Origin of the sequence: Catenulispora pinisilvae, from assembly GCF_015356865.1 — a bacterium.
GTDB lineage: Bacteria > Actinomycetota > Actinomycetes > Streptomycetales > Catenulisporaceae > Catenulispora > Catenulispora pinisilvae.
The window spans coordinates 1-13,242 of sequence record NZ_JAAFZA010000267.1 but is presented as its reverse complement, the minus strand read 5'-3'; the positions used below and the strand labels follow the sequence as shown (position 1 = coordinate 13,242).

12 protein-coding genes are annotated in these 13,242 nt (G+C 64.3%); 4 read left to right on the top strand and 8 right to left on the bottom strand.

All coding sequences use genetic code 11. The features are described 5' to 3' along the window. Positions 1-122 precede the first annotated feature (122 nt). From IZR01_RS42035 to IZR01_RS42025, 3 genes are all read right to left on the bottom strand, one after another. Entirely contained in the window at positions 123-533 is a 411-nt protein-coding gene (locus IZR01_RS42035) for a PIN domain nuclease (protein ID WP_194892356.1), read from the bottom strand. Further along, complete coding sequence (locus tag IZR01_RS42030) at positions 530-754, bottom strand: type II toxin-antitoxin system VapB family antitoxin (protein ID WP_194892357.1); 225 nt, start codon at positions 752-754, stop codon at positions 530-532. Before IZR01_RS42030 ends, IZR01_RS42035 begins: the two co-directional genes overlap by 4 nt. Positions 755-1,370: 616 nt before the next feature. Beyond that, positions 1,371-1,514, bottom strand: coding sequence for a hypothetical protein (locus IZR01_RS42025; protein WP_194892358.1), 144 nt, complete (start codon positions 1,512-1,514; stop codon positions 1,371-1,373). A gap of 542 nt (positions 1,515-2,056) precedes the next feature. On the opposite strand from IZR01_RS42025, the gene IZR01_RS42020 reads away from it, so the two are divergent. Beyond that, entirely contained in the window at positions 2,057-3,121 is a 1,065-nt protein-coding gene (locus IZR01_RS42020; protein WP_194927085.1) for a hypothetical protein, read from the top strand. Between the two features lie 11 nt (positions 3,122-3,132). Here IZR01_RS42020 and IZR01_RS52735 read toward each other — a convergent pair whose 3' ends face one another. From IZR01_RS52735 to IZR01_RS42010, 3 genes are all read right to left on the bottom strand, one after another. Further along, entirely contained in the window at positions 3,133-3,261 is a 129-nt protein-coding gene (locus tag IZR01_RS52735; protein ID WP_267254980.1) for a hypothetical protein, read from the bottom strand. 529 nt (positions 3,262-3,790) lie between these two features. Then, the gene (locus IZR01_RS42015; protein ID WP_194892360.1) at positions 3,791-4,267 is read right to left on the bottom strand and encodes an SUKH-4 family immunity protein; all 477 of its coding nucleotides are present in this window, start codon (positions 4,265-4,267) and stop codon (positions 3,791-3,793) included. 16 nt (positions 4,268-4,283) lie between these two features. Then, positions 4,284-6,692, bottom strand: a complete 2,409-nt coding sequence (locus tag IZR01_RS42010; RefSeq protein WP_194927084.1) for an RHS repeat-associated core domain-containing protein — start codon at positions 6,690-6,692, stop codon at positions 4,284-4,286. Positions 6,693-6,725: 33 nt separating this feature from the next. Here IZR01_RS42010 and IZR01_RS42005 point away from each other — a divergent pair, with 33 nt between their 5' ends. Further along, positions 6,726-6,965, top strand: coding sequence for a hypothetical protein (locus IZR01_RS42005; RefSeq protein WP_194927083.1), 240 nt, complete (start codon positions 6,726-6,728; stop codon positions 6,963-6,965). Positions 6,966-7,274: 309 nt separating this feature from the next. Beyond that, positions 7,275-8,114, top strand: a complete 840-nt coding sequence (locus tag IZR01_RS42000) for a PIG-L family deacetylase (RefSeq protein WP_194927082.1) — start codon at positions 7,275-7,277, stop codon at positions 8,112-8,114. A 533-nt stretch (positions 8,115-8,647) separates the two neighbouring features. On the opposite strand, the gene IZR01_RS41995 is transcribed toward IZR01_RS42000, so the two are convergent. Then, entirely contained in the window at positions 8,648-9,604 is a 957-nt protein-coding gene (locus tag IZR01_RS41995) for a DUF4062 domain-containing protein (protein WP_323747251.1), read from the bottom strand. Positions 9,605-9,670: 66 nt separating this feature from the next. Here IZR01_RS41995 and IZR01_RS41990 point away from each other — a divergent pair, with 66 nt between their 5' ends. After that, entirely contained in the window at positions 9,671-10,144 is a 474-nt protein-coding gene (locus tag IZR01_RS41990; protein WP_228561198.1) for a hypothetical protein, read from the top strand. 522 nt (positions 10,145-10,666) lie between these two features. Here the strand turns inward: IZR01_RS41990 and IZR01_RS41985 are convergent. Continuing rightward, a complete protein-coding gene (locus IZR01_RS41985; RefSeq protein ID WP_194927081.1) occupies positions 10,667-12,748 on the bottom strand; it encodes an N-6 DNA methylase in 2,082 nt (693 codons plus the stop codon). Positions 12,749-13,242: the final 494 nt, after the last annotated feature.

Genomic DNA, 13,242 nt, shown 5'->3' with positions numbered 1-13,242 from the left:
GACCGACGGCGTCCCGAACTGCGCATGTTGTCTCACGCACCAGAACCCTGCCGCAGACCAACCGCCCGGCCAACCTGCCACACCGAAGAAACCTGACGATCCTCACGGCGCGGAATATGGGGCTAGCTGCGGATGTCCTGTTGCCGAAGCTCTGACAGCACCGAGGCGATGGTCACAAAGTCGTTGTCGACATGGAGAACGGTCAATCCATGGTGAACAGCCGTCGCGGCAACCAGGAGGTCGATGGGGCCAGGGCCGCGGTGCTGCGACTTGAGCGTGAGTTTGTACTGGGCGGCATCGACCCAGCGCCACGCATCCTTCGGCACGGGCGCGAGCTCACACAAGATGTCGAGGACACCAGCCATCTCGTCGCGGTGCGCGGCGTTCTCCGCCGAGTAGAGGATCTCGGCGCGCGTCGGCTCGCTGACGTGAAACATGCCTTCTGCGCCGTAGTGCTCCCAGGCCTTCATAGTCCCCGGGTCACGCGTCAGATGCCAGAAGGCTGAGGTGTCGAGGAGGAACCCGAACCTCACTCCCGCCACGCCTCTTTTCGTGCTTCGTACGCGGCGATGCCCTTGTCGAAGTCGCCTCGTGTGCCCATGTCGGTCAACTTCCGCATCGCCTCAAGGCGCCTCAGCCTGGCTGCTGTCTCCCGCAGGGCCTTGTTGACAGTGTCCTTCTTGGTCGTGGTCCCCAGCAGCCTCATGGCCTCAGCCAGGGCGTCCTCATCTAGATCGATTTGGGTGAGCGACATGGTTCCGCCTCCGATCCGGCCATATGTACATGACATTGGCCTCCAATGTACATCATGTACGAGACGCCCGCAGGGCTGAACCGTGAGCCGACGTTGGCCGGCGCCCCAATCGGGCGATTTCGGCTGTCGCGGCGGGCCCACTTCGGGCCCGACTCAGGAGAACATGAGGGGTCCTCGGGCCTTTAGATATGCGTATCACCCCAGGTCAGCAGCTTGCCTACCTGGGGCGATACGACGCGGTACATATTTTCCGAACTGCGTTTCCGCAGGTCAAGCCACGTTCTAGATGGCTGTTGGGCCCAATTTGGGCCCAACTGGCGATCCGAAGGGATTCCGAGAGAAGGACCTCGCCCAGCTGCTCGATCTGGCGCGTGAGCGGCTGCCCGGTCCGATGATCATGATCTGGGACAACTCCGCCCAGCACATGATGAAGGACGGGATGTAGGACGGACAGTGAACGCCGTCGAGAACGAATCGGCGTTCACTTCTGACGTCAGCGTACGTCCGGCGCGGTCTTGTCCACCGTCGGCTGCGATCGACAGGGGCTGACGGCGTCCTCGAGTGCTCCCCAGATGATGTGGGGGACTCGACGGCTGTGGCGAACCCGTGCGGCACGTCAGCCTTTCAACGTCAGTGGCTCAATCGTCGCTGCATGGGAGGCCGAGGACGCGATGGGGTCGGCGATGGCGATGCGCAGGACGCCGTCGCGGAAGTCGACCTCGGCCTGGGCGGCGGCCTTCGCGTCGCGCCTTTTACCCATGTTGCAGGATCGGTGCTGCGAGTCGCCCGCGACAACATGGGGAATTAGGGCTCTTACTTGCGTGCGAGGGGTGGCCGCTGCCCGCGTCGCGCGTAGCGGATGTGTGGCGACGGCGAGGAGTCGCCGTGGATCAATCGTGTTGCCTGGTAACCGGTGGGATTGCGCACAGCCGGTAGCCGTCGTTAGCCGATGGTTCCTTGCGGCTCGGAATACCAGCGCGCAATGTCCTCGAACTCGCTGGTGACATGCTTCACGCGGCGCGCTGACCGCGTGAAAAGTGCCTCACGAAGTTCCGCAGGCGAGACCTGAACTGAGGAGAAGCGTGCGCGCGTGAACGTGTAACTGCGGTAGACGGCTCCCGCCATGTCGGCTACTCCGCGGGGAGTAGCGGTCCGGACGGCGTGACCGGGTGCCGCTGACGGGATCCCGCCATAACCGGATTCCGCCGCGAGGCGGCTCTATCGGAAAGTCCCACCCTCCATCAGCATACGAACTCGACCGGGCGCCATTGTCCGGCACGTGGACGATGTGGAGGAACGCACGTGCACTCAATCGATCTCAGGAGAACGGTCCTGGCCCTGGTCGCGGCGGGGGCGCTGGTCGGCCTCACGCTGTTCCCGACCGCCTCCGCCCAGGCCGTCGCGCAGCCGAGGGTCACCACGACCGCGCAGTGGCAGACGGCCCTGCCGCAGATCGCGGACCAAGGCGCCGGCTGCTATCAGGCCTCGTATCCCTCGTTGCGGTGGAAGGCCGCCGAGTGCGTGACCGCGCCGAACATCCCGTTGGTGCCGAAGGGAACGCGGACGTCGGCCGCCCACGCCGGACCGGCGACCGTCGGTGACGGCACCGACTACTCGGCCGTGGTGTCAGGGCTCATATCCAGGGCGACGGGCACGTTCACGAACGTGAGCTCGGCCATCTCTGAGAAGGGCGCGACCGGCGGCTCGGGCTCGCAGGTCGCGAACTCCTTCTCGCTGCAGATCAACAGCCAGTTCTTCGCCGGCAGCCCGGCGTGCGCGCGCAGCAGCAATCCGTCGAGTTGCCAGGCGTGGCAGCAGTTCGTCTATACCTACGACAGCGCCAGCAGCGGCGAGATCTTCATGCAGTACTGGCTGATCAACTACAACGCCACCTGCCCCTCGGGCTGGTACTCGTACCAGGCGGACTGCTACACCAACAGCGCCGCCAGCCGGGTGAGCACGGTCACCGCCAAGCAGCTCGCCACGGTCAAGCTGACGGGCACCGCGGTCTCCGGCGGCAATGACTCGGTGTCGCTGTCCGTCGGCTCGGGGCAGGCGGTCACGGTCACCGGCAAGGACACCAAGGTCAATCTCGCCGCCGCCTGGAACACGACCGAGTGGGGCGTCTACGGCGACGGCGGCGGCAGCTCCGCCAACTTCGGCAGCAACAACGCGCTGGAGGCGCGGACGGCGCTGACGTCCACCAGCAGCACAGCACCCAGCTGCGTCCAGGAGGGCTACACCGGCGAGACGAACAACCTGACGCTGACAGCCACCCCGGCCCTCGGCAGCGCCGCCTCGCCTACCATGGCCTCCGCCCAGACCGACGGCACGACCAACACCCCGAGCTGCGCCGTCGTCTCCTGACCCGGCCACACTCAGCTCGACGGCCCGCCGGGGCGAATCGCCCGGCATGTCGCCGGGTAGTGCCGGCACACCTGCTCATCGGCGGCGAGCAGGAACGTGGCGGCCGCGCACAGTGCGGTGACCGTGGGTTTCGCCGCCATGACCGGATCGCGGCAGGCAAGCGGCCACCGGTACGAGGATTGGCGAACGAACGGCCACCGGCGAACGCCGGATCGTCCTCGACCGGCACCGGCAGGTGCTCGCCCCACTACTAGAGGGAGAACCGGACGTCGGACGCGGCGCACTGGTCTGCGACTCGGGCCCAGCCGCGGCTTCAGGCCAAGCTCACCCCCAGCAGCAGCTCGCAATGCGCGAAACGTGCGGCGGTTGGAGTTCGGGCGCCTCGTCCAAGGCACCGCAGAATTGAGTTCGATCTGCGGGGCTCGGCCCATTTTGAGCCCAAATGCCGAAGGCGTGAGGAATCCTCGGACGTCTATGTAGACGTATCGCCCCAGGTCAGCGACTTGTCGACCTGGGGCGATACGAGGTGGTGCACATTCTTCAAACTGCGTTTCCGCAGGTCAAGCCACGCTCTAAATGTCGAAGTAATCGATATGAAAACCTGTGACCTGCGGAAACAAGCCCTGCAGGCTTGGCCGGCCCACTTCGGGCCCATCCTGCTCGACGGCGTCAGGTCTCACTGAGGTAGTCGCCCATCGCCACATCATCCGCGAAGGTCTCCCAAAAACCATTGTGAGCCGCTGCGACCACATCGATCCGCGACAGCTCCTCCCGGAGTTCCTCAGCGACCTCGTCCATGTCAGCCGAAGGGGCGCCGTCGAAGGGGTACCGCTGGATGACCGACTCCACGCATTCACAGAACTGCTTGAGCGTGGAGTTCACCGGATTGAGGTCGGCGCTGTCAGTTGCCGGCGCGTGGACGATCTCGCCCGTGGCCACGTTGACACCGATCCGTCCTTCCAGGCCGACCTGGCCGAAAGCCAGTACCGCAGGGGCGTCGCGGATCAACTCCGCCTCGTCCGAGGCCACATACTCGCGGCCGATCAGTCCAGCCGGAACGGCCAAAGTAGGGCCGACCTCGTCGCGCACCCAAGCGGGTGCGTTCCGCGCGATCGGGATCGTGATGATGCGGTACGACGGTTCCACGACGACCTCCTTGTGCTCACGGCCAGGGCAGCGCGTTGACCGCCGCCTTCACCGCCGGGTTGGTGGCCGCTCGGATGGTCTTCGTGACATCGCTCGTCGGCCCGTTCCAGCGCCACGACCACTTGACGGTCAGGTTCCCGTTGTTCACCGCGCCATCGAGCAGGGGCTTGCAGCGGGCCGCGCAAGGGGCGCGCTCTGAGTATATTTCGGCGATGTTGTGCAGGCCGCCGGCTTGCTGGATGAGGTCTTCCTCAGTGTGGAGGCCGCCACCGGACCGGCCGGTGACGATTTCACCGGTCTTCAAACGCGCCGCACCGTAGTTCGCCTGCTTTCCGATGGTCTTCCCGTCTGCCAGGCGCCGGGCCTTGGTCGCGTCGATCAGGTCGTCCTGTTTGTTGTAGTCGATCTGCGTTCCGACTTCGCAGGCGAGGCCGAACGGGTCGATCCAGGTGAGGGGATTGGGAACGTATGCGTGGTCGTTGGGTGCAGCGGTCAGGCCCAGCGGGTCGGGCGTGAGGTACGCCGCGGTGTCCGGGTCGTAGTAGCGGTGCAGGTTGTAGTTCAGGCCGGTCTCGTCGTCGTGGTACTGGCCGGGAAAGCGCAGTGGGCAGTCGAGATCAGGGTCTGCGGAGCTGGTTGTGGAGTGCCCCCACAGGGTTGTGGTGGTCTTCCAGGCGATGTGGCCGTCGGGGGTGACGAGTTCGGTGGGTGTTCCCACGAGGTCGGTGACGATGGCGTGGAAGGCCTCGTCGATGCGGCCTTGGTCGGCCTCGTCCGCCCAGGTTCGCCTGCGTTGGGCGGCCGGACGGAAGGTGCCGGGGTCATAGTCCCACGTAAGGGTGGTGAAAGTACCGTCGTCATGCGTGGTGGTCTGTTCGGCCAGGCGTACGCCGTCCCAGGTGAACAGGAACTGGTCCGTGACGGCCCCGGCGGCGTCTACGCGATGTTTCTCGACCCGGCGGCCGATGGGGTCGTAGGCGTAGCGCCAGGTGCCGTGGTCGGGGGTTTCGGCCTCGATCAGTTGATCTTGGCTGTTCCAGACGTAGCGCCAGGTCTTCCGTCGGCCGTCGAGGGTGCGGCGCGTTGTACGAATGACCCGACCTGCGTCGTCGAACTCTTGCTGGGTGCGGGCGGCCTGCTGAAGCAGTGTTCGTCGGGCGAGCGTGGGTTCGGCGTCGTCGCCCGTTGTTCCAGAGTCGGCGATGGCTACATTGCCGAAGGAATCGTAGGCGTAGGTCTCGCGCCAGTCGTGGGCGCTGACGGACGTTACCCGGCCTGCCGCATCGGACGTGAGACGACGGGTGCCCCGCAGGCTGTCGCGGATCTCCTCCGGGATGCCGTCGGCACGCCAGGTCCACGAACGTGACATGACCACCGAGTCCGCGGCAGCGGATCCGCCGTCGGGGCCGGCGCCGGCGACGAGATTTTGGGCAGTGAGTCGCCCTGCCGCGTCGAATGCCTTGGACAGGCGTGTGCCGGGGCCGAGCCGCCGTTCGGTCTCCTGACCTGTTGCGTCGAACGAGAAGTCCAGTCGGTCGGCGCCGGCTTCGAGCGCGGACGGGTTGCCTGCGGTGTCGAACTTCCAGACGGATTCCATGCCGGTCGCTGTGGTACGGCTGGCGCGTCGGCCGGCCGCGTCATAGGCGTACCGCATGCTGCGGCCGTGGACGGTCTCGGCCACGACCCGGCCGCACACGTCGTGTTCGAAGGTCAACGTGCTGCCGGGGCCTGTAGCCGTGGCCAGCCGGCCCGCGTGGTCGTAGGCGTAGGAGTAGTCGCCCTCGGCGGTCGCCCGCCCGGTCATCCGGCCCGCCGCGTCGTAGGCGATGAAGACGCTGTCGCCTGTACCGGTGGTTCGAGCGGTGAGGCGCCCGGCTGCGTCGTAACCGTAGTCGAGGCGCCGACCGTTGAAGTCGGTCTCGCTGGTCATCCGGCCGGTGGGGTCGTATGTGTAGTCCCAGTTTGCGCCAGCGGGGTTGGAGACCCGCAGCAGACGTTGTTCGGTGTCGTACTCGAATGTGTGGCGGACGCCGTCCATGCCGGTACGCGCGATCAGCGTGTCGAACGGGCCCGGCTCGAATACCGTGGCGGCACCGATCGGATTGACGGTGCGCAGCAGACGACCCTCCGGGTCGTTCTCCCAGCGTGTGGTCGCGTCGTCCGGACCGGTCTGGGAGACCAGCCACCCCTCGGCGTTCCACTCCAGGGCCGTGACCGCGCCCAACGGGTCGATCAGGCGGATCGGTCGTCCGGCGGAATCCCGTTCGACCCGGGTTGCCGAACCAGCCGGATCGACCACGGAGGCCGGCAGTCCCGCGGCGTTGACCGTGTAGCGAGTAGTGGCACCTGTCGGATCGGTCTCGGCCGTCAGCGCGCCCTGAGGACCGACTTCGAAGCGCTTCCGGGCTCCGGCGGGGTCGGTCACCGAGATCAGGTTCCCGGCGTCGTCGTATTCGCGGTGCCACTCCGCGCCGTCCGGGCCGGTGACTTTGGTGATCTGGTGGAGATCGTTGTATTCCAGGGCGGTCGTGGCCCCGTCGGGATCGATGATGAGGCGGACAACCCTGACGGCTATTACCCCGATGTCGTAGCCTCAGGCAGCCTCGCCGTGGCGCTTCAAGCCGCCGCGGCCGAGAGCGGACCGCTGTGTCCCGAGCGCCCGGCCGGTCTCGTCGATGTCGCCGACATCGACCGCTAGTACCTCGACGCAGCGAGTGCCGTACTTGATGCGAAGCTCTCGCGGGGCGTTTCAGCTCGAAGGCGTTCTGAATCAAGGTCCCGCTCGGGTTCGCGCTGGGGTTCGCCGCTGTCGAGGTGGTGACCCACGGCCCGTGCAGGCAGCTGATTCTCCCCTGGCGAGTCGGCACAGGGGGAAACTGTTCTCCGATTCCAGGAACAACGTGTGCCTTCAATGCCGCTGTGTCTCTTGTGCCGACGTCACGCACGGCGATCGTATTGGCGCACCACAGATTCGAACCGAACACATTCCATATCGGAGGGTGTCTTTATGGACAATCGGCCTTTGACGTTGATGGCGGTCCACGCCCACCCCGACGACGAGGCGACAGGTACCGGAGGGGTTTTGGCGCGGTACGCGGCCGAGGGCATCCGCACGGTCCTGGTCACCTGTACTGATGGCGGCTGCGGGGACGGACCGGGAGGCGCGAAACCAGGCGACCCCGGCCACGACCCGGTCGCAGTGGCTGCTCTCCGGCGTCAGGAACTCAAAGCCAGCTGCGACGTCTTGGATATCACCCATCTGGAGACGTTGGATTACGCAGACTCCGGAATGATGGGCTGGGCGACCAATGACGCGCCCGAATCCTTCTGGCGGACACCCGTCGAGCAGAGCGCCGCGCGCCTGGCCGATCTCATGCGGCGCTACGAACCCGATGTGGTCGTGACCTACGACGAGAACGGTTTCTACGGTCACCCCGACCACATTCAGGCGAACCGTGTCACGGTGGCGGCGTTGGCGCTGACTGAACTGACGCCGAAGGTGTACTGGACGACGGCGCCGCGGTCCGCAATGCGGAAGTTCATGGAGGCGATGCGCGAGTTCGACCCGGAGTGGACCGAGCCGGATCCGGCAGAGGTCGCGACGGTGCCTGAGATCGGGCTTCCCGACGAGGAGATCACTACGTGGGTGGACGTCTCCGAGTTCGGAGGTCAGAAGTTCGGCGCGCTGGCAGCGCACGCCAGCCAAGGCGAGAACATCTTCTTCCTGAAGATGGGCCAGGAGCGGTTCACGGATCTGATGGGCGTGGAGACCTTCGTCCGAGTCCAGGACGGCACCGCAACCGGCGCGGACGTGCTCGAGAACGACTTGTTCGCCGGACTGCGCTGAGCTGACGGAAATTTGGCACCGGCGGCCGTCCTGCACCTGGACGGCCGGCAGCCCGAGCGGCGGGCGCGCAAGTTCGAGTCTTGGTGGCGGGCCCATTTCCAGCCCAAATCACGAGAACGTGAGAGATCCTCGGACGTCTATGTAGACGTATCGCCCCAGGTCAGCGGCTTGCCGACCTGGGGCGATACGAGGTGGTGCACATTTTCCAAACTGCGTTTCCGCAGGTCAAGCCACGTTCTAGATGTCGAAGTACTAGACATGAAAACCTCTGACCTGCGGGAGCGGCGTCTGTAGGCTCGGTGGGCCCACTTTGGGCCCACTTTGCCCACGGCCGCACTCGCCGCCAGGGAGGCCGTCCCTGGGCGCTCGATCAGGCGAGTCGGGCTAGCAGCGTTCGAGAGAGGCCGCCAGCGACTTCGTCGGCGCCGTTTCCCAACGCGGCCAGGCTGACCGACTCGTCCGGCTCGGTGCGTAGCATGCCAGTTGAACGGCCAAAACCCAGTGGCTGGGCACTAGACCGCGAGTGATTCGGATCAAAGGTGCCGATACTTACGGTTGCGTCCGACGACATACCAACCGTCACGACGACGTGCCCCTGCTCGATGATGTCCAGTCCCCCCCACCAGCCGGAGCATTTCGGCGATCTGGTGCGGCAGCGCCTCGGGATCCAAAATTGAGCCCATCCGGTCCTTTGGAAGCGTGGCCCTGATCGAAATCTGGCTAGACCTGTAGAGCCGAACTTCCAGAAGTGTCCAGGCCTGGGGTTTGTCCCACGCCGGCCGACGGCGGTGCTCGACGTTGACGGCCACATGATCCTTGGATCTTGCTAGCCTGAGGGCAACGTCATCCTGGACGCAATGGGTTCGGCGCACGCGCCCTACCATTGATTCAGTAAGCTGCTCCATTTCGCGAGCGGAGTATCCAGGGTGATCCACGGCCAACACGTGGACTTCAAGCAGAGGTCCGTGGCTGCCACTGGAGGAATTCGCTCCGTTGGCGTCCCCGATCCAGCTCACGTCAGGAAGTTTTGTCAACCTCTTGAACTCCAGAGGGGACGGAGCTGAATTCAGCTCACGTAGTCCTTGGGTAACCTTGATCAGAAGGTCTGCTGTGTTGTCGAAGGAGCCGCGGAACACGCCCTTGCCGTACGCCTCCACGGTTCGAGCGAACTCGTGCTGCCTAGCCTCGAGGTTCACCCCCGTCTTGCGATAGACAAGCCGGGGCATGCCCTTCTGCTGTGCGTGAACCCATTCGTCGTGAGTGGCGGATTGCCCGGTCTCCGGGAATACGTGACCGTAGTTTGGACCTAACAGGAGCAGGCAGACGTCTGCTGAGTCCAGAGCCTGCAGGCAAGCCTGCCTACTGGGCGTGGGCTGAGCTGAGAAGTCCTCGAAGCGCACAGGCGTATGCCCCAGCGCCATGATCAAGCCGGGGAGGGAGTCGCGCTCTTCTTCCAAGCCCTTTCGTGCGCTGCTGATGAAGACTTTCACGCTACGCTGTCTCCAGTGGTAGGGGTTCGCCTGGGAACCACAGTGGCTCACGCATATTCTATCCGAATGCGGATGGGGGCAGAGTTGATGGCCGGGATCTCGGATGAGGCGATACGTGCCTACTGGAAGGAACATCGGGAGCAACTGCGCCAGTGTGAGACTCAGCGCTCGACCTTGACCAACCTATTGATCGTACTCACGGCTGCCTTGAGTGCTCTGATTGTGCAGCAGCACTTCTCGTTGTACGTCATCCCCCTGTGCATATTTATCATGCTGGCCGGCCTGTTTGGTGCAGTCGCTGTGTCGAAATACTACGAGCGGGCCACTTACCATCTGTCTCAGGCGCGTGCTCTGACCAGGGATCTCGTGGCACTCGGAGTCTTGGGCACCGACGAGACCCTAGTAAAGGCGCGAGCCGATCACTACAGCGCCTTTCCTCGACTGCACCGCATTCGGCTCCACAGTCTGTGGGTGGCTCTACATTTCGCAATTATGCTCTACGGGCTGTCGCTGCTGTCTGTATGCCTAATAAATGCCTGATGTGGAGTGGGCTAGCGAATCACGTTCTTGGTCAAGTGGCGGTGGTCGTTCGGTATTCTGAGCGTCAAAAAGTAGGGTTGGTAGTGGGCCCTCGGCGTTCGAGAGGTCGTCTTCTAGGGCGGTCGGGTTCGCGAGGTGGCGTCACCCTCGCATAGACGTGGACAGTCGTGGTCGATCAGTTGGGCGCGGGTGACCGCGGTCGCGACGATTCGCGGCGTGGTCCATATGCGGGTTCCAAGCGATGTCGCTAGGGCTTGTTCCGGTCCGTGTCCCGATCGGTATCGCGCGATCCTAGGGTTAGCGGGAGTCCGAGACCAGGCTGGCCGCGGTCCGAGCTGAGCTCTCGCAAGATGGCCGGCGATGACTTCAAGATTGCGACGCGCTGTTCCGACGTCGAACCGTCTAGCAGCTGCTTCATCGTCTGTTCCTTGGACTTCAGTTCACGGAAACGGACGAGGACCCACCCGGCGACGCCCACGACAATCGACACAACGTAGGGCCACGGCGATATCCAGGGGGCCATCACGGTTGCTCCTGATGATCAGCAGCGACGTCGAACTGAACCAATTCATCGCCGAGGCCGATGACAAATGCCTCGGCCAGGTCGCCAATGGTCTCGATCGCCGTCGTCAGGATTCGGCGCTGCTGGAAGAGGCCATTCAGTGTTTCCTGGAGATCGTCTGCGGCCCCCGAGTCGATCGCAGGGATCTGCAGGTTCCCGATATCAACGCGTTTAATGGTCGTGCCCATGCCCTGCTGTTGCCCGAAGTGGGAGATGAGCGCGGCCAGTGTCAGTGGGGCCATTGTGCCAGGCCTCGGACGCAGAATTTGAACCATAGGGCCCCTCCCGACAGCTCCGCCGGCAGTGTCCACGCCTGCGCGAATGCGCCCTTCAGTGGCGACGACCACATCGCCGGGCTGGGTCAGCATGACGTCCGGCAAGAGATCCAAATCAACACTGTCGCTGGGAGAGACCGAGAGGTCGGTCGCGATGTCCCCAGGCCTGATCAGAGGCGTCGTGCCGGTACCGGCAACGTCAGACTTGATCACGGGGGATCGCACAAGGTCCGCTACATCGGTGATCTTTACGGTTCGCTTGGTCTGCTGACCCATGGGTTGTGCAACCTCGACCGCGAATGCTCGGCGTGTGGGTGTAGTCAGCAGAGACGCCTTAAGATCCTCTAGGCGTCGCTGCCCACCACGGATTCGGTCGACGATTGCTGCGGGGTCGTTGTGGCGTTCCATCCAACGGGCAGGGACCAAGGTGCTCCCTTCGGTCAGCAGACGACTAATCGGAACCCTGGCTGCTGCGACGCCGAACTCGTCGACGGTGCGGTCGCCTGAGCGGAGTCGCGCTATGGCAAGTTCGATGCGTTCGATGTGCTGGTCCTCGAGCAGGGTCCGCCCTCGGCTGCCTTCGGCGATCTTGGAGGCGTCGACGAGCAGTACATCTGAAGAACTGGCCTCATCGGGACGGCGCAGAATCCAAATGGCCACCGGGATGCTCGTCAAGGCATACAAGCCGCCGGGCAAGGCGATAACCGCCTCGATACAACCGGCTTCGAGAAGGCGTCGACGCAACTCGGCGTCGACGCCACTGCGGAACAGCGGCCCGTTCGAGGTAACGATGGCGGCGCGGCCGCCGGGATTGAGCCGACTGATGGCGTGCTGTATCCACGCCACGTCGCCGGCGTTTTTGGGAGGCTGTACGAAACGCCACCTGGCGGGGTCGGTGTCGTTCTCTGGGCGCCACCGGCTGGCAAAAGGCGGGTCAAGCAGGACGAGATCGGCACGCAAGTCCGGCAATGTAGCGGCGGTCAGGCTGTCTCCGTAGCTGACTTGGGCGGCTATTCCATGTGCTGCCATGCGAAGCCTTGTCAAGGTGCTCGCCGATACCTGGAGGTCCTGAGCGATCAGCTGTAGATGGTCAGACTTGGCCGCGCGCGCAGCCGCCAACAGAAATGTCCCTTGGCCGCACGCGAAGTCTGCGACGGTGCCATGGACGGGAAGCAGCCTGGTAAGGAGCTGCGCGATCCCATCCGGGCTGGAATGCTCGCTTCCGCTCCGTGGTCCGCGCGCCATGCTGGAAAGAAGCGCCTCGAAGGTCTCGGGGATGCCGAACTCGAGGGCAACGGACGCGACGTTCTGCACCAGCGGCGCGAGCTTCGCCCACTCCGGGGCGTCGATCAGCCCTGATACGCGGAGTCGGTCGGAGCTCACTTCGCGAGAGATCCGGCTGGTAAGGTCCTTGAGGACGTCGTAGACGTCGTCGGAGGAACCGGCGGTGATCCTGCGCAGGAACTCAGCGGCTGGCTGGGGGTCGTAAGCGATTGAGGTGGATCCCAGCACCTCCATGCCGATAAGTGCAGCCTCCTCCACTTGAAGGAAGCCGCGGCCTGCGCTAACTGCCGTCCAGACTCCCTGTTCGGGGGATCGCTTAGCTCGCTTCTTGCCGTGCTTGTCCATCCACGCGAAGACATCCGCAGCGCGGAAGAGTGCGACAGTGTCGTTCTCCTCGACTGGAGCCGGGAAGTCATCGTGCCTCTTGCGCCAGTTGGTAACTGCCGGCCGACTCACGCCAGCCAGACGCGCCATATCGGTCATGTTAAGCAGCGTCGGGCTGTCGGATCGGCGAGTCTCCATGTGGACAGGTTAACCCCCTAAACGCCGCCATGGCAAGTGTGTAGGGGGTTAACATTACAACCGTGCGTGTCGGGTTTTGCGCTGCCTGATCAACCCAGGCCGCGCTCAGGGCTCGGTCTGTCCGGAGCTTGCGGTCAGTACGCCGCGGCCCACTTTGGGCCCAACTCAGAAGAAGATGAGGGATCCTCGTGTATCTATATAGACGTATCGCCCCAGGTCGGCGGCGTGCCGGCCTGGGGCGATACGAGGTGCTGCATATTTGTCCGACTGCGTTTCCACAGGTCAGATAATCATCTAAATGTCGAAGTAGTGGATATGAAAACCCCTGGGCGAGTTCTACCGGTCGTCGCAACGCGTTGTGGTTGTGTGGTCTGACAGTAGCTTGGTGAGGCGTTCGGCTGGGGTATCCCAGTCGAGGACTTTGCGGGGTCGCCGGTTGAGTTTGGCGGCGACGG